Here is a 16,828-nt window from a genome sequence, read left to right as displayed (position 1 = left end):
TGGTGATCCAGTGGGGGAACAGGTCGCGGCTGTAGCCGGTTCTGGAGTGCTCGGCCGTGGCGCTCATGGAGGCGAGGTAGGAGCGGGCGGTGGCGGCGCTGACCGGGGTGGGCAGAGCAGCCTGTGCGGGGGTGGTGCCGAAGAATGTGAGGGCTGTGGTGGCAGCTGCCACGAACGTGGCAACGATGCTGCGCCGGGCGTTGGTGCGCATGGGTGTTGGCTCCCAGGGTGAGGAGTTGAGGGGGTGGTCGCGCACATCGTGGCCCTGACCGGTTTATGCGAGTAGAGCACACACAGTGAAATTCGCATGACAACACGTCATCCCCCACACCGCCCGTAGCGGCCGCGTGTCGACACCCGCCCAGATTCGAACGGCCGTATCATTCTGGGCATGGCCGATTACGCCTTCCCCGATGACCTGGTGGCCGCACAGCACGAGCTCCACCAGGTCCGCGCCGAGCTCACGGCGCTCCTTGCGAAGCTTCCGTGGTCCCTCACGCCTGAGGCCGGGTTCCGGGACACCAAGGAGGACGGCTACTGGCACACCCGCGAGCGGTCCGACTCCCCCGGCTGGAGCCAGGAGGAGCAGGACCAGGTCGATGCGCTGCGCAGGCGGCAGCTGGCTTTCGCAGAGGCCGTAGTCACCCACGACTTCTGGACCACCCTCAGCGGGCCCGACCGTGTCGCGGCACGCTCAGCGATCAAGCACCTGCCCGACGATGCTGCCACGGGCCGGCCCGCTGGCACGTGAGATGTCCCGCAGGCTGCCGTGAAGCGGTACGGCACCGGCAAGGAAGGCAGGCCGGCGTGACCGCACCGCTCCGGTGGCCGTGCGCGATCTCCCACAAGCGTCCGGAACGATCCATCCCCCACCGCCCACTCTCCAGGTGCTACCGGCGAGTTATTTGCTCCTGGCCTCCGAGCTGGGGCTGCCGCGCCGTGTAGCGGGTCACGGACCTTCCCGTGTGCTTATCGGAAAACTCGTCCGCTGCCGTGTAGTTGTACGGGAGAATTCTGTCCCCGTCTGACCCGGGGCACCGGGCGCCCACCGCTTTCGTGTACCCGATGAACTGCCTTTCCGCTTTCGTGACGGAAGCGTCACTCTCCGCGCATGAAAAGGCTAAGGTCTGCATGCGAAAGGGCCCCGAGGCGGCGCCAACCTTCCCACAGGGCCCTTTCGTTCACCTGTGACCACGAGGCAGAAAGGCGTTAAGCATGTTCCTCACCCCGCGTCCCGCCCGTCCCGCTGTTGAAGCGCTGACCAGCAAGTTCGAAGTTAGCATGCACAGCATTTCGCAGTACCAAACATCGAAGGCAGTCGACATGACTGTCAACATGAGCCTCGGGGCCTTCGTTGCTCTGCCGGCCACCGGCCATCTTCTGATCCACGGGCTTCCGGCGGTTCCCCTCGTCGCGCTGCTGGCACCGCTGCTGCTGGCGGCGAACCGCAGCTATCTGCGGTATCGCCTGGTCCGCTTCCTGTAGCCAGGCCCCGGGCCCGGCCGCCTGCGCCAGCGGACCGGCCGGGCCCCGGACCCCTCCACCTCGGCGCAGCCGGTGCCCTACGGGGAGTTTCATTTCACGTACGGCACCGGATCGCTGTTACCCGCGACGAAAGACACCAAGCGCGTGTGACATCACGCGCACGTGTTCGGCTCATACGGAACTTCAATGACGAAGCGTGAACCGCTGGTCTGCGGATACTGCCGCAGGAAATTCAAGCGTCCCAAGCCCACCGGACGGATCCCCCTGTACTGCAGCTCCAAGTGCCGCAGTGCCAACCACCGTGAGCGCGCGCAGTCCCCGGCGCGCTCCTACGACGAGGACGTCATACGGATCAGCCGTGCTCTGCTGACCACCGCGCAGGCCCTGGCCCACACCGCCCACCACCAGGTGCCCGCCCTGCCGCTGGCCCTCATCCAGCATCTGGTGGCAATGCAACGGGACCTTGATGACTTCCGGGCCGTCGCCATCCGGCAGGCCCAGAGCAAGAAGGCCACCTGGCCGCAGATCGCCAAGGTGCTGAACACCTCGCCCAGCACGCTGAAGAGCAACTACTCCGCCGAGAAGGTCGACACGGTCCTGGAACGCCGTGCCGAGCGCGGGCCGGCACGCAAGCGTCGCCCCGCCGTTCCCGGTCCCCGCTCCCCCGCCCGGACGGTCACCGCTGCGGGCCGCTCCCGGCCCGGTCCGCCCGGCTACGCCCTGTCCTGCGCGCTCTCCCACCTCCAGCGCGGCAGTTCCGGCCTGACCGCCCGTGAGCTTGCGGTCATCACCGGGGTGTCCACCTCATACGTCTACCGCATCATGTCCGGAGAGCGGATCCCCTCCTGGGATGTTGTCGTGGCCTTCGCCCACGCCTGCGAGGCCGAGCCGGACGACCTGGTGTTCCTCTGGAACAAAGCGCACGGGCTGCACGCTGTGCCCCCACCGACCACGCCGACCCGCAAGGAAGCCATCCACACGCTCCAGGCAGCCCTGCGCGGACTCCATCTGGCCGCAGCCCGCCCCGAGGTCAAGCAGCTGACGGGCCGTGGTCACCCAGGCCTGACCGACAGCACCGTCACCGCCCTCCTCCACAGCCCAGCCCCAGACGCCCACCTCCTGCGCTGGCCGCTGGTCCAGGCCCTCACCACCGCGCTGCAAGGCGAGCCGCAGGAGATCCGGCCGCTCTTCGACCGCGTCACCAGATCCCGGCGCGATGACAGCGACGGACAGGGACCGACTCTGCCCGCCAGCGCATTCGGCTGACCCACCCGCGCCACACCGCGCCCGCACATACCTCGCCTGACCCACCCTGGGGGATCCATGCCGCACGCATCACCCATCCGCAACGGCACCTCACCGCACACCACCCCCGTGCACCCCCAGGCCGGCGACGCCATCACCATCGTTCTGCCCGCCGACTTCACCGCCTTCTGCCAGCTCCACCACCGCATCTACCGGCGCTACGCCCGCCTGCTCATCACCGACGCCCGCGCCGCCGACTGCGCGGTCGAACGCGCCCTCGGCGATCTCGCCGCCTGCTGGAGGCAGACCCTGGCAAGTCACCGGCCCACCGCCATGGCCTGGGCCGTTCTGACCTCGCGCATCCACCGCACCCTGCGCACCCGGCCCCGCACGGCCGCCGGAACCCTCTACCGCCTCCTACCCACCGCTCAGGCCGACGCCGTCCTCCTCCACCACGTCATCGGCCTCAGCACCACCAAGACGGCGGAGACCACCGGCACCGAACCCGCCGCCATCGCCACCCTGCTGCACGCATTCGACCGACACCTCCAACAACCGCCGACCACCGCGCTGCCCGCCTGCTGGAACGACTTAACCTCCAGATACGGCACCTGCGAGACCAGAACCTGACCTCCTCCACGAACGCCTCCGGCAAACGACCGCCCACGTCGTCCGCATTGACGCTATGGCCACCGCGCTGGACTGGGCCCCGTCTAACCGATGGCACGCCGCCCTCCCCCTACGGGCTGGCCTAGCCGCCCCGTGCTCACTGCCGCTGCACGTGGGGACCGAGAATGACGCCGCGTCCTGCGTAGAAGCGCTCAAGGTCCGCCCAGGGAACGTGACCGAACTGCTGAGAGCGGCCGGGGAATCCGATCCGCCGCGCCGCGGCGGGCACCAGGGTGGCGGGACGGTTGCGCCGGTGGACAGCGGCTGGTGGGCCGAGTTGGATGCACCGGTCACGGACGTACTCCAGGACAGCGGCGGCCAGGTGCTGGGGGTCGTCTCCTACGCGACACGGCCCAGGGACGGAGCCGGACTCATCCTGTGGCTCCACTGCCTGGAAGAGGATCAAGCCCTCACTGGGGCGCTGATCGATCGGGTGCTTGACCGGCTGGGCCGGCGCACGGTCCACGCCTTCGAGTTCGCCTCCGCCCTCTCCCTCGGGCTGGAGGGCCTGCCAGTGCGCAACCGTCCCGCCATCCATAGGGCCCTGGAGGCCGCGGGGTTCTCCGGGAAGACCTGTGGCGCTACATCCACCGCCGCATCGACCAGGAGGAGGCGGCGGGCACGGGCGGGCCGCGTCTGTACCCGCTCGCGGAGGTCGCGCCGTGCCATGAGCGGGACGGCTGGCAGCTGACCCTGCGTGACACCGACGGCACCCCAGCCGGTGAGGCCATTGTCGGCCGCCCGGTGGACGGGGTCGGGGTGCTGTGGTGGATCAGCACCGAGGCGGCCCACCGCCGCCGGGGCCTGGGCCGCGGCCTGCTCGTGCAGGCATTCCAAGTCCTGGCCGATCACGGCGCCCGGGAGGTCATCGCCTACGTCGATGACGACGCCCCGCCCGGCGACCCGGAGCGGGGGCCGCACCGCGGCCAACCGCCTCTACGACGCGGCAGGCTTCACCGAGGTCGACCGCCTGTGGTCCTTCACCCACCGGCCCTGACCGTCCACACCAGCTTGCCCATATCGGGCGGAACACCCCCGCGTCGGCGGGGAGGACGAGATACCCACCCTCCGCGAGGTCCTGGACCGCGGAACACCCCCGCGTCGGCGGGGAGGACTTGCTGGGCTCATTCCGCCCCACCGCGTGGTCCGGAACACCCCCGCGTCGGCGGGGAGGACCTGCTCAACCCGCAGACAGCGCCATTGGAGTCCGGAACACCCCCGCGTCGGCGGGGAGGACGCCACCACCGTGCACGCCCAGATACGCATGAACGGAACACCCCCGCGTCGGCGGGGAGGACCGTCCAGCACGGTCTACCGGTCGGTGGCGAAGCGGAACACCCCCGCGTCGGCGGGGAGGACGGCCGGGATCCGGCAAAGGGGGAGCTGAAGGCCGGAACACCCCCGCGTCGGCGGGGAGGACCAGGACGCAGCCGGGACCACGCGCGCCCATATCGGAACACCCCCGCGTCGGCGGGGAGGACGAGCCGCGTGATGATGGAACTCGGTCGGCACACGGAACACCCCCGCGTCGGCGGGGAGGACTCGATCCGACCTTCCACGAGTTGCCCCAGCCGCGGAACACCCCCGCGTCGGCGGGGAGGACTGCTCGCCATGACATGGCTCTCAGTGCACTTCCGGAACACCCCCGCGTCGGCGGGGAGGACGTGACGGCCTGCATCTCCCCCGCCGCCACCGACGGAACACCCCCGCGTCGGCGGGGAGGACGTGTGGTCGACCCGCCACCGGTACCGGCCGAGCGGAACACCCCCGCGTCGGCGGGGAGGACTGCCAGTTGCGGGCTGCTCCGAGGGCGTTGCGCGGAACACCCCCGCGTCGGCGGGGAGGACCGCAACCCGTGGGACCTGAGCGAGGTTCGCACCGGAACACCCCCGCGTCGGCGGGGAGGACCCGGTGGTCTTCTTCTTCGCTCCGGCCGGGTTCGGAACACCCCCGCGTCGGCGGGGAGGACGGGCAGCCTGGCCGCCTGGCCTACGGTCATGGCGGAACACCCCCGCGTCGGCGGGGAGGACGCCAGATGCCGCCACTGCGCGCCTTCCATTCTCGGAACACCCCCGCGTCGGCGGGGAGGACGCCCTGCACATGGGGCGCTCCGGCGCCGTCGCCGGAACACCCCCGCGTCGGCGGGGAGGACGACAGGCGGTACCTCTCGGCCGACGCCCCGCACGGAACACCCCCGCGTCGGCGGGGAGGACGGCGTGTTCCAGGCTCTTGCGGAGGAACAGGGCGGAACACCCCCGCGTCGGCGGGGAGGACGTCTCTCGCAACCCCGACGCCACCGCTCAGGACGGAACACCCCCGCGTCGGCGGGGAGGACAGCGGCATCGGCCCCGAACGCGGTAAGGCCTACGGAACACCCCCGCGTCGGCGGGGAGGACTCCGTTGGACCGCAGTACACGAGGCCGCGGAGCGGAACACCCCCGCGTCGGCGGGGAGGACGGCGTCGGGTGGTGCTGGCCATACGGGGTCTCCGGAACACCCCCGCGTCGGCGGGGAGGACCCCGTAGTGACGCTCAACCGGATGGCTGATTTCGGAACACCCCCGCGTCGGCGGGGAGGACTACGAGGCGGACGACATCTGCGTGGAGACCAACGGAACACCCCCGCGTCGGCGGGGAGGACGTGAGCTGCTCGTCCAACGCCCTGTGCCATTGCGGAACACCCCCGCGTCGGCGGGGAGGACGCCCAAGAGGCAGACACCCGCGGTGATCAACGCGGAACACCCCCGCGTCGGCGGGGAGGACGGCGTTCAAGATCCCCAGGACACCGACCACGAGGGAACACCCCCGCGTCGGCGGGGAGGACGGTTCCCCGTCCATGAACCGGGACAGGTCCGCCGGAACACCCCCGCGTCGGCGGGGAGGACATGACCAAGGAACAGACCGCTTACGCGGACACCGGAACACCCCCGCGTCGGCGGGGAGGACTCGGTGCCGTCCTCGGTGACGTAGCCGGACAGCGGAACACCCCCGCGTCGGCGGGGAGGACCGGTCGGGGTCGTGTGGGGTGAGCACGCCCGTCGGAACACCCCCGCGTCGGCGGGGAGGACGGGGACGCCGGAGCGCATGCCACGCTGTCGATCGGAACACCCCCGCGTCGGCGGGGAGGACACTTTGTGACCTGCGGTTTATCCCGGGCTTTGCTCTCTCTTTGCCATCTGTAGTTGGCGTGGGGCTGCCGTCATGCGCATGAGAGTGAGGCCGTCGAAGTCCATGGGGACGCGTCGGCGGTTGCCTGCCGTGCTGATGGCGTAGCCCTGTTCTGTGGGGGCCGGATGCACGAGGACCGCAGCGCCGTCGCCCACGGTTTGCGTTACCGCGTTCCACAGCTCGTCGCGTACGCGGGCAGAGACCGCGCCGACGAAGATGCCGGGGACGACCTCGGTGGTCCAGCGGCTGAGGGCGCCGCGAAGGTGGTCGGGTACGGCCGTGGTGGCGATGACGAGCATGGAGGGCATGTCATCCGCCGCCCTGGGCGTAGTTGACGCCGGCGGGCAGAACGCCGGCTTTCGGGTCCCACAGGTGGACCATCTCGACGTCGCGCCGCTCAGAGCGGTCGTCCGCGTACGAGTCGGGGTCAGCGTCAGGGGTGAGGAGGAGCTGGACGTCGCCTACGACGCGCGGGAGCAGGCGCAGGAGACGGAGTTCCTCGCGGAATTTGCGGCGGGCTTCCTGTTCGGGGTTGGAGGACTGGTGGAGGGAGAAGGCCAGAGGGAGCGTGGTCTCGGCCTTGTAGAGGTCGGCGATGTCGTAGACGAAGGCATGCTGGGTGCCCCCGTGGACGAAGCCGAGGGCGGGTGAGCAACCGAGGGCGAGGAGGGCGGCGTGGACGATGCCGTAGAGGCAGGTGTTGGCAGCGGACAGCGCGAGGTTTACGGGGTCCTGCTGGTGCCACTGGTCGGGGTGGTAGTTGCGGCGGAACCGGCCGATGCCGTGCTGCTGGGCGAAGATCTTGTAGAGGGCTTTCATGCGCTGCCCTTCCATGCCGCGGAGTTGGGCGAGCGTGGTGCCGTCGGCGACTTCGTCGTCGCCGAAGCGCATGCCATACATGCGGACGGCCACGTCGAGCCGCCGCTCGGGATCGGACCAGGCGTTGACCTGCTGTTCGATCCAGTGCGTGGTGAGGGAATCGGGGAGGATTCCGGCGTAGGCGCGTACGCCTCCTGCGCCCGTGCACACCACGCTGGTGCCGTGGCGAGCGAGGGTAGTCAGGGCGGGGGTGGTGATGGAGACTCCGGGGCCGAGCAGCAGGCAGGACACCGCAGCGGTGGGGATGTAAACGAGGTCGGTGCGGTCCTTGTCGACCTGGATCTGGGCACATACACCGGTGTCGTCCTGGACGAGGCGGACCATGTCCAGGTAGAGAAAGGACAGCGAGTCCGCGACGCGCGGCAGCATGGCCAGAGTGGGGGCGGCGAGCCGTCTTCGTGCGTCGCTGCCCCTTCTGGGTGCGCTCATGCGGAGGCCGCTGGGGCGAGGCTGAGCAGGCCAGCGCCGTACGCTTTGCCGCGCCCGATGCCGGTGAGGACGGCCTCGGTGAGCGCGTCGGTATCGGTGACGGTGGCGGTGCCGTCGTAGCGCAGGAGGCTGTGCCGCATTGGTGGAGCGGCCTTGGTGCGGGGGCGTACTGGGGTGAGGGAGGTGGGCAGCAGCGTGTGGAGCTGGAGGCCGGCGTCAGCAGCGCGGCGGCTCCACCACTGGTCGGCGTCCGGGCCGTCGAGCGGGACGATCCTGCCGCGCTGGTTCTTGCGGTCCAGGGGCAGGCGTTCGCGTTTGACCGGGTTCAGGACGATCCGATAGCGGACGGCGAGCCCCTTGCGGAGGGCGCCGAACATGGGGGCCAGGTCCTTGACGTCGATCCGCCCGTACTCGGTGGGCAGGCGGGTGGCGTCGAGGGGGGTGCGGCTCTGGACGATGAGGGTGCTGGACTCGTCCGTCTCGTCGAGGCGGTACAGGAGCCCGGTGTTCTTGCGCGGGGTGTCGCCGAGGTTGTCGGGCATCAGCTTCATGAGCGTTCGGTGCATCTCAGTGGCGTCGCGCAGGTCGCGCTGGACGGCGCGGCTGAGCGGGTTGAGCCGGATGCGGGCGAGGGTAGCGCCGGGTTTCACGCCTGGTCCTCCTTCGCGTAGTCGAACAGCCGCTGGTGCAGGGGACTCACGCGGTCGGGGAGCAGTGCGGCCGGGAGCTGTTCCGTGGTGCGGTGCAGGCGGCGTTTGCCGTGACGGCGGTGGTGCGGGGCGAAACTGAACGGGACATCGTTGGCGTCGAGGGTGACGGCGTCGGCGGGCAGCCGGCCGGGATGGCGCTCCCAGAGGAACGCCACCGGAACCCTCTCGCCGCTTCCGCTCCCGGTGTGCCTTGGAGCGGCGGGGCTGAGCGGCACCCGCTCTCGCAGTTCCTGCACGGGGTCAGCGACGCGGGCGCGCAGCAGGAACGGCTCGTCGGGGACGCAGGAGCGGCGTCCCAGGTAGGGGGCCCAGTGGGGGTGGCGGAGCGCCGCGGCGATCCGGTCGATGTCGCCTGCCGGGCCGGTGACGGCGATGACGAACACCGCGTCGGCCAGGTAGTGGCGCCGGGTGATCACGGCGGCGCCTTTGCGGCTGCCGCCGCTGGTGGCGGCGGTCTGGTCCTTGGGGCGGCCGCCACCGACGGTGTGGTAGTCCACGAGCGGTACACCCGGCCGGTCGACGCGGACGGTGAACTCCAGCCCGGCGTACCGCCGCAGCGACGCCTCGTCCTCGCGGCCGATCCCCTCCGCTGCGGCGAACAGACCGGTCAGCGCGGAGCGGGTGGGGAACGGCGCGGTATCGCGCACCGGGGCGAACGCGGAACGCTCGCCCCAGGACTGCAGGGGACCCGCCAGCCGCAGCAGCAGACCGGTCACCGCTGCTCTCCGGATTCGGGCAGGGCGTTCTCCAGGGCCGCGTCGATCAGGTCCGGGAAGGAGTCGTAGGCGGTGCCCAGGCCGGGGAGGTCCTCGTCGGCGGCGACGGTGGCGTGGCCGTGGAAGGGCCGGTTGCGGTCGCCGGTGAGGCGGTTGACGTTCTGCGCGTACGCCGCCAGGGCGCGGCGGGAGGTCTCGGAGTAGCCGCCCCGGCGTTCTTCTGCGGCCACCGGGGTCTCGAAGGCCGCGGCCAGAGAGAGTGGCCGCTGGGCGCGGACGGCGAGGTAGGCGAGGTCGGGGACGGTGTGGGGGGCGGTGCTGTTCTTCTTCGCCTGGGGCAGCGACATCAGGAAATGGTCGGCGAAGGAGGCGAGGACTGTGTGGGCGGCCTTGTGGTCGCCGTCCAGATTCTTGACCAGGTCGGTGATGTTGACCGAGGCGAAGCGGTAGAAGACACCTGCGCTGAACTCGGCGGTGTTCAGGTGGCCGCTGCCGGTCTCGGCGGCCTCCTGGGTCCAGTCGTCGACAGCGGTGAAGTAGTCGCGCTGGGGCTCGGCGGCGTGGGTGGTGAAGGCGTGGGCGACCTGGGCGGCGCCGTCGACGTTCGCGCCGGGCAATTCGGCCAGCATGCGGCCCAGGAGGCTGATGGAGGCGGTACGGCGCTTGAGGATCTCCTCGATCCGGTCCGCGGGCAGCAGCTGGCCCGGGTTCTTCTTCCCCAGCCCCTTCTCCAGCGCCTCGCGGTGCTCGGCGCACACGGCTGCCAGGTCGGTGATACCGCTCTCCGGGAGGAACAGCAGGACGGAGGTGTGGCCTTCCTTCTCCGTGCCGATCCCCTTCTTGCCGACGCCGGCCACGACCTGGGCCCCGGCAAAGGCGGCGAGGTCAGAAGGCCAGCCTTGGGCCTCCAGCGTCTGCTTCACCCGGATCGGCACCTGGCGGGTGCGGGCGGCCTTCTCCCCAAGATCCAGTTCCACCCCGTGGCGGATCGCCCGCTTCCAGGACTGGCTGGAGACACGGATACGCGGAGCGTTTCCATACACGACCGACTTCGGCGATCCCAGGTCGTCACGGTTCAGATTGGCCACCGGCACCGACTGAAGGGCGTTCAGGTCCAGGAACAGGGACATCACTCGTTCTCCTCATCAGAGTCAGCGCGGCGGTCCTCGAGCGTCCGCACGCGGAAATAGGTCTCCAGCCAGCGCGTCGCGATACGATCGCGGTCGCGGTTCCACCAGGTGAGGTCTTCCAGCAGGACCGCCCAGTCCACGAGCACGCCCTGTCGCAGCAGCTGCCCGGTCAGCGCGGGCAGTCGCGGGTGGATGGCGTCACTGCTCTGCCGTGCCATCAGGTGCAGGTCACCCTCGGCCGTATCCGGCTTGATGAGCTTCTTATTCACGGCTATGGCCAGGGATGCGCCGAGGTTGGGGCGCCGCCACCAGCCGGCCGCGGCCGCGCCCGCGGCTGCGCTGCCGTCGGTCTCCACGGCAGCTGCGGCGTCGGCCTCACGTGCCGCGCGCGGCCTGGCCGCGATCAGCGCGGCGATCGCGTAGTGGGCGCGCTTGGCATCGGGGTGCATCCGCTCCGGCAGGCGCGGCACGAGATACCGGTGCAAGGAGTTGCTGCGCTCGACGGGGCGGCCCAGCCCGGAGCGCAGCTCGGCCTGCACCCGCTTGCTCTCACACAGGTCGAGTACGTGGGCGACAAAGGCCTCCGAGGGCCGCTGCGCGGCTTTCTTCGGTGCCTGGTCAATGGGCGGAGCAGGGGCAGGTGTGGATGTCATGGCGCATCCTCGGGTCGGGTCGGGATGAGAGAGAGGAGGAGAGCGCGGGCGGCACTTCGGGCACGCGCCACCCCGAGGTCGGCACGGGTCGCGGGGCCGATCGCCTCGTCCAACGCGTGTAGCGCGGCGTTCACGAAGCACCGGTGCGGCGGAGCGTCCACTAGGGCGGGGTCGGCCAGCCGCCAGAACTCCTGCCCGGCCGCCGGCCAGTAGCGCACCGGCGCCTCCGACGCCCACGGGCCGGGCTTTTTGGCGTCCAGTTTCACCTTCGCCGAGGGGTCGCTCCCCCTGTCGGTGGCCAGCTTCCAGGCCAGCCTGGCGGCGTAGTGAAGCTTCTCGCCCACTTCTTCGGCCGCCTGATGGCAGCGGGCCAGATGGCGGGCCATGCGGGGGTCGGCTTCCTCCTGCCACTGCAGGACGGGAGGGGTGGTCGCCTCGAACCAGCCGTTGTCGCGCTGCTGGCCGTCCTGGTCGAAACCGTAGGCACGCACCCGCAGCCGGGGCCGGAGCCGGTCCGGCAGGTCGTCGAAGATGCGGGGCCGCAGCGGCCGGGAGTCGCCGCCCTTGAGCAGCAGCGCGTCCACGTCCCGCCACAAGGCCCGCGCGCCGTCGGCCTCGCGCGCGGCCGCCACTCCGTCCTTGCGCAGCTCGACGATGAGGTGCGGGTCGCCTTCGGCCGGGGCGGGCTCGTGCGTGGACCAGGTGATGTAGGCGTCGGTGACCTGGGTGCGGTCCGGCGACGGCACCAGCAGCACCGCGTGCCGGGCCCGCCCCGTCAGCAGCCGGCCGGGCCAGGTCAGCGGGACCAGCGGGCCGAGGGGGTCGGCAAGCTCGTCCTCCCAGGGGCAGCCGTCCGTCTGGCCGGAGTCGGCGCCATCGTGCGGGGCGGGCACGGCCAGGACAAGGGTGGTGAACAGATCGGGCGCCCACACGTGGAAGGAGACGGTCTTGCGCAGCGGACCTTTGTCCCCGTTGCCCGGCTTGATGGAGGTGATGCGGCGCGGGGTGCACTGCCCGGCAGGCCCGTAGTACAGCTGCGCGATCAGCTGCCAGGCGGCCTCCGCAGCGGGGACCGGCACCGGTAAGGCATCGGTGAAGTGGCCGAACAGCACGGCGCCGTTGACCCCGGTAGGACGGCCGAGCACGAGCTTGTTCACCCCAGAGGTGTTCGGCTTCCCCCTAGGATCGACGCACTCCGCCACCAGCCGCGGGTCCTGAAGGAAAGGCCGTGCCGGGTCGAACAGATCGAAGCGGTCGGCCAGCCGCGGATCATCGAAATAGGCGTCCACCGCCTTCGCCTCGAACCGCCCCCGCGCCAGGATGCGCCCGCGCAGGTCGAGCCAGTCGGCCCCGTCTTCCGCCACGTCCTCATCGTCAAGCCGTGTCCCGCCGTCCTCGGCGATCCTGGCGGTGATCACCGCCAGGATGCGCAGCAGCCCGGAGGCCGCAGGCGGCACCGGCAGCTCCAGGTCCTCCACCTCGTGCGCCCGGTGGAACAGCTCCCGCAGCCCCAGCCGCACTGAACCACCCTCCAGTAGCCCCACCGGGATCCACGGCTCGTCTCTCAGATCGAACCCCTCGGCCATCCGCCCCCCTCTCACTCATCACCGAATGCGCAGCGTTGAGGCACAGCGGTGCCCCAACGCCCCACCCCTGACTACGCGTTGCCGACAGTGAAACAGCTGCCACTGACAGTTGGTGGCAGGTTCGGAACTACTGCCGCACCAGGCCCAGATCGCTGTCCAGCCGCAAGCGTCTGCCACCGACCTCCACCGGCAGCACATCCCCCTTAAGGACCGGCTGCCGCAGGAGCATGAGATCGCCGAGCATCGGGTGCTCCGCCCACTCCGCCGGCACGCGGTAAGCGTCGAACTCACCGCGGAACCACTCCGCATTCACCGGGATCGTCCGACCCATCACCGCGCGTACATCGGCCGTGCCCATCCGTCCATCCGCACCCGGCATAGGAAGCGCCCGGGCACCCCCCGGATCCAACGTGAGCACGCCGCCCTCGTGGACGTAGACACACAGCAGTCGCACCGCGTCCGCTCCGAGCCGGGTCGCGGCCTCCCACTCACCCTCGGACCCCTCAAGGTGGTGCAGCTTCTGCAGGCCCGTCACGCTCTTCGCACGGGGAACGACGAGAACGTCCGCAACACTGCGGTGGGCGAGGTTACGGCCGTAGTAGCCCGTCCAGGCAGCCGACTTAGCAGGGTCATCCCAGTCGAACCGGTCCGCCCGGTCGCCATGCACCTCCTCCACCAACCCCTGCACATCAACCGGAACACCGATCGGCTTCTCCCCCTGCCGCGCCAGCACCTCCGACGTCAGCATGAGAAGGAACTCCGCGTACACCTCACCCCACTGCCCCGGCACACCACGGCCGCCGACCAATGGATCCAACACCACCAGCCGAGGCTCAGCAGCCCAGCCCGGACGACTCCGCCCGCCCGGACGGCCACGCTGTGCCCACCACTGCTCATGCCGCCAGCACCGGCCCGCCCGCTGCAGCAACAACGCCAACGGCGCCAGATCACTGATCACCACATCAGCGTCCAAATCCAGCGACTGCTCCACCACCTGCGTCGCGACCACAATCCTGCGACCCGGCCTCGGCCCCGAACGGCCCATCCCAGCAACGACGTCCCTGGTGCGCCGCTCCCGTACATCCGCCGGGAACCGAGCGTGCAGCAACTGAAGACCATCACCAGTCAACCCACGGACGCTCATCCGCTCGCGCAGCCTCAGGTACGTCTCCTGCGCCTCCCCGACCGTATTGCACACCACCAGCGCACACCCCCCGTCCTCGCCGAGGACCGGCTCCAGCAGCCGCTCAATCACCGCAAGCCGATTCCCCTCGCCACCGCCCTCCCCATGGACCACCGGCTCCACCTGCACCCTCAGATCCATGCGCCGCTCGGCCTCCTGCTCCTTGTGCCGCACCTCGGAAATCCGGCTGCACTCACCACTCTCGGCATCGACGTACAACCAACCCGGATACGGCGCACGGAACGAACGCTTCCTGAGCACACTGCGCCCGTGTCCCGCCCCCCTCAGGTACTCCTTAATCAATCGGTCACTGACCGAGGCCGGCAGCGTGGCCGACAGCAAAACCACCGGCACGCCGTACCAACCGAGCCAATTGAGCAGACGCCCCAGCAGAACCTGCATGTACGGGTCGTAGGCATGCGCCTCGTCCACGATGAACGTCTTCCCCGACAAGGCCATCAACCGCAGAGCGTTGTGCCGCACCGGCAAAACAGCCATCAACGCCTGGTCCACCGTGCCCACCGTGTACTGCGCCAAAAGCGGCCGCTTGGCGCCCCGCAGCCACCGCCGCGGACGCATATCCACCTCTCGGCGCGCCCCGCGGCCCGCGTCATCGCAGACCAACACCCGTGATCCAGCATCTAGCTCATCCTCGGCGTACGCGCTGTTGAGCCACGCCATGCTGTGCGTCAGGGTGAGTCCAGCCCCGCGCCCGGCCTGCCGGGTCAAGACCCCCGCCACCCGGCCGTACATCTGGTCGCTCGTCGCCATCGTCGGCAGCAAAAACGCGAAGCCACGCGTGCCGAACACCGCCGACAGCACCCGCTCCGCCTCCAGAGCAGCCTCACTCTTACCGTCCCCCGGCGCAGCGGTCACCAGCGCGATACCACCCCTGCCACCCTTCCCCACAGCGCCGGGCAACTCCTCGACGATCGACCGCTGCAACGGATTCGGCCGCCCATCGATGGCATACGCCTCCGCGAAGTCCTTGCGCCCCAGCTCCACCGGCAACAGACCGGCCTCACCAACCAGGCCCTCGGCGTCGGCACACGACTGTATGAAATGCCGCTCCAGGCAGACATCCAGACCGTGCTGTCGACGCTGCAGATAGCCCTCCTGGCTGACCAGCCAGTCCGCCAGGATCACCACCGCCGTGATCAGCACCGCAGCCGGCGCCTCGACATACTCGGGCGGCAACGGCGCACCCAACGCTTCAAACACCGCACCCGCGTGTACCTGCCGCTGCCGCGCCCACGCAGGACCGCCCAGCAGATCCTGGTTCTCGGGATGGAGAGGCACATATTCGTGGAACCGGCCGTGATGCCCGCCGATGATCTCCGCTACCCGGCGCACCGCCCCCTTCACCGAATCCCCGTCAGCCTCGAACCCGAGAGCCGCGAGCACCGCAGCCGCGGCGTGCATCCCCGCGACGTCGTGGCCCATCCGCTCCACCCCGATCCGCCCCGGATCACCGGTTAACGAATCGCTCAACAGCGCCCGCGCCCGCGCATCGCAGTACTGGAACCCGGAAAGCTTCCCGATGTCGTGAAGACCTGCACACAACGCCGTAAATGCCCGAGCCCGCGCCGGGACCTCCTCCCACCCCAGCCCGCGAGCTATACCGCGACGCTGGTTGTCCGAGAGGTAGCGGTCCCAGAGGAACAGAGCCACTGCCGCGGCATCCAGCAGATGCCGCACCAGCGGATACGGCGCAACCGCGGGATCCAGCCCGCGCGCCTTTCCCCACGCCGACTCATCAACCAGCTCAAACGGCATGCGCGTCATCCGGCACCCCCATCGTGCGGCCCACGTCGCAGACTGAACCACACGGCACTGACACCGGATTCCGGGCCCCAGGGGCGTATACGGTGCCCCCATGAAGTTCCTCAGCTGTGCTCGCACATCAGCAGCCATAGCAAAGAAACGGCAAAGGCTCCGCTAACCTGCAGGCCAGGAAGCGTCCTCCCCGCCGACGCGGGGGTGTTCCGTCACCGAACTCCAGGTCGCCGACGTTGACGATGTCCTCCCCGCCGACGCGGGGGTGTTCCGTCACGACGCGCTCTGTCTCGCCTGCGGACTGTGTCCTCCCCGCCGACGCGGGGGTGTTCCGAGCTGGCACAAGCCCCGGCGTCGCTACCCCGGGTCCTCCCCGCCGACGCGGGGGTGTTCCGTCCTTGTCATTGATGACGGATTGATTGATCACGTCCTCCCCGCCGACGCGGGGGTGTTCCGCGACCGGTGCGGTGATTCCGGCGATTCCCGGTGTCCTCCCCGCCGACGCGGGGGTGTTCCGTACCCCCACCTGCGGCTTCACCCGATCCTCGCGTCCTCCCCGCCGACGCGGGGGTGTTCCCTTGAGTGCGCCGCCCTCCACGTAGAGGACACCGTCCTCCCCGCCGACGCGGGGGTGTTCCGCCTCTGGTGACGAGGTGGCCGCGATCGCTGCCGTCCTCCCCGCCGACGCGGGGGTGTTCCGACAGAGAACACCCTTGCTGATGTCAGTACGGCGTCCTCCCCGCCGACGCGGGGGTGTTCCGGCCGGCGACCTCTACACCATCGAGTCCACCAGGTCCTCCCCGCCGACGCGGGGGTGTTCCGACTTCGATAGAGCGTCGGTCGCTTCATTACGTGTCCTCCCCGCCGACGCGGGGGTGTTCCGCTGCTCGGCAGGGAACCGGCTGCATGGCTGGCGTCCTCCCCGCCGACGCGGGGGTGTTCCGTTCCGTCCGGGCTCACGGAAGCTCGAGGCGCTGTCCTCCCCGCCGACGCGGGGGTGTTCCGTTCAACCGGAAGTCGACGCCCGTGTCCTCAAGGTCCTCCCCGCCGACGCGGGGGTGTTCCGATGATCCTGCGCATCGCCGAGGTACTGCGGGTGTCCTCCCCGCCGACGCGGGGGTGTTCCGGTCACATTGCAGCGGACCGATGGGCACTGGTTGTCCTCCCCGCCGACGCGGGGGTGTTCCGCGCCCTCATGGT

The 16,828-nt window shown here is 70.1% G+C and carries 13 protein-coding genes, 2 pseudogenes and 2 CRISPR repeat arrays (1 of these 17 running past the window's edge); of the genes and pseudogenes, 6 read left to right on the top strand and 9 right to left on the bottom strand.

Annotation, left to right across the window (positions count from 1 at the left end; all coding sequences use genetic code 11):
* Positions 1-211 (bottom strand): annotated as a pseudogene (locus tag ACTWQE_RS15530) (hypothetical protein); the annotation flags it as partial.
* 180 nt (positions 212-391) lie between these two features.
* On the opposite strand from ACTWQE_RS15530, the gene ACTWQE_RS15525 reads away from it, so the two are divergent.
* The 6 genes and pseudogenes from ACTWQE_RS15525 to ACTWQE_RS15500 all read left to right on the top strand — a co-directional run.
* Complete coding sequence (locus ACTWQE_RS15525; RefSeq protein ID WP_443329520.1) at positions 392-751, top strand: hypothetical protein; 360 nt, start codon at positions 392-394, stop codon at positions 749-751.
* A gap of 464 nt (positions 752-1,215) precedes the next feature.
* A complete protein-coding gene (locus ACTWQE_RS15520; protein ID WP_443329519.1) occupies positions 1,216-1,485 on the top strand; it encodes a hypothetical protein in 270 nt (89 codons plus the stop codon).
* Between the two features lie 186 nt (positions 1,486-1,671).
* Positions 1,672-2,751: a helix-turn-helix domain-containing protein gene (locus ACTWQE_RS15515; RefSeq protein ID WP_443329518.1), complete on the top strand. Its 1,080-nt coding sequence runs from the start codon at positions 1,672-1,674 to the stop codon at positions 2,749-2,751.
* A 57-nt stretch (positions 2,752-2,808) separates the two neighbouring features.
* Entirely contained in the window at positions 2,809-3,360 is a 552-nt protein-coding gene (locus ACTWQE_RS15510; RefSeq protein ID WP_443329517.1) for a hypothetical protein, read from the top strand.
* A 211-nt stretch (positions 3,361-3,571) separates the two neighbouring features.
* On the top strand, positions 3,572-4,090 hold the full coding sequence (locus tag ACTWQE_RS15505) for a hypothetical protein (RefSeq protein ID WP_443329516.1): 519 nt from the start codon (positions 3,572-3,574) through the stop codon (positions 4,088-4,090).
* 53 nt (positions 4,091-4,143) lie between these two features.
* Positions 4,144-4,227: pseudogene (locus tag ACTWQE_RS15500) on the top strand (hypothetical protein); the annotation flags it as partial.
* Positions 4,228-4,424: 197 nt separating this feature from the next.
* Positions 4,425-6,527: a CRISPR direct-repeat array (repeat unit 29 nt; unit sequence CGGAACACCCCCGCGTCGGCGGGGAGGAC).
* A 17-nt stretch (positions 6,528-6,544) separates the two neighbouring features.
* Here ACTWQE_RS15500 and cas2e read toward each other — a convergent pair.
* From cas2e to cas3, 8 genes are all read right to left on the bottom strand, one after another.
* Positions 6,545-6,874: a type I-E CRISPR-associated endoribonuclease Cas2e gene (gene cas2e, locus ACTWQE_RS15495; protein WP_443329515.1), complete on the bottom strand. Its 330-nt coding sequence runs from the start codon at positions 6,872-6,874 to the stop codon at positions 6,545-6,547.
* Between the two features lies 1 nt (position 6,875).
* Positions 6,876-7,814, bottom strand: a complete 939-nt coding sequence (gene cas1e, locus ACTWQE_RS15490; RefSeq protein ID WP_443329521.1) for a type I-E CRISPR-associated endonuclease Cas1e — start codon at positions 7,812-7,814, stop codon at positions 6,876-6,878.
* 56 nt (positions 7,815-7,870) lie between these two features.
* Entirely contained in the window at positions 7,871-8,524 is a 654-nt protein-coding gene (gene cas6e, locus ACTWQE_RS15485; RefSeq protein WP_443329514.1) for a type I-E CRISPR-associated protein Cas6/Cse3/CasE, read from the bottom strand.
* Positions 8,521-9,300, bottom strand: a complete 780-nt coding sequence (gene cas5e / locus ACTWQE_RS15480; RefSeq protein ID WP_443329513.1) for a type I-E CRISPR-associated protein Cas5/CasD — start codon at positions 9,298-9,300, stop codon at positions 8,521-8,523. The genes cas6e and cas5e overlap by 4 nt, the downstream gene beginning before the upstream one ends.
* Positions 9,297-10,430 carry a type I-E CRISPR-associated protein Cas7/Cse4/CasC gene (gene cas7e / locus ACTWQE_RS15475; RefSeq protein ID WP_443329512.1) on the bottom strand — a complete coding sequence of 378 codons (1,134 nt, stop codon included), beginning with the start codon at positions 10,428-10,430 and terminating at the stop codon, positions 9,297-9,299. Before cas7e ends, cas5e begins: the two co-directional genes overlap by 4 nt.
* The gene (locus ACTWQE_RS15470; RefSeq protein WP_443329511.1) at positions 10,430-11,083 is read right to left on the bottom strand and encodes a type I-E CRISPR-associated protein Cse2/CasB; all 654 of its coding nucleotides are present in this window, start codon (positions 11,081-11,083) and stop codon (positions 10,430-10,432) included. The genes cas7e and ACTWQE_RS15470 overlap by 1 nt, the downstream gene beginning before the upstream one ends.
* Positions 11,080-12,669: a type I-E CRISPR-associated protein Cse1/CasA gene (gene casA / locus ACTWQE_RS15465; protein WP_443329510.1), complete on the bottom strand. Its 1,590-nt coding sequence runs from the start codon at positions 12,667-12,669 to the stop codon at positions 11,080-11,082. The genes ACTWQE_RS15470 and casA overlap by 4 nt, the downstream gene beginning before the upstream one ends.
* 127 nt (positions 12,670-12,796) lie before the next feature.
* Positions 12,797-15,637, bottom strand: coding sequence for a CRISPR-associated helicase Cas3' (gene cas3, locus ACTWQE_RS15460; RefSeq protein ID WP_443329509.1), 2,841 nt, complete (start codon positions 15,635-15,637; stop codon positions 12,797-12,799).
* A 174-nt stretch (positions 15,638-15,811) separates the two neighbouring features.
* Positions 15,812-16,828: a CRISPR direct-repeat array (repeat unit 29 nt; unit sequence GTCCTCCCCGCCGACGCGGGGGTGTTCCG); it runs 295 nt beyond the window's last position.

Source organism: Streptomyces sp. 8N706 (genome assembly GCF_052245415.1).
Classification (GTDB): domain Bacteria; phylum Actinomycetota; class Actinomycetes; order Streptomycetales; family Streptomycetaceae; genus Streptomyces.
The sequence above is the reverse complement of the archived record's forward strand: the minus strand, read 5'-3'. Positions and strand labels throughout refer to the sequence as shown.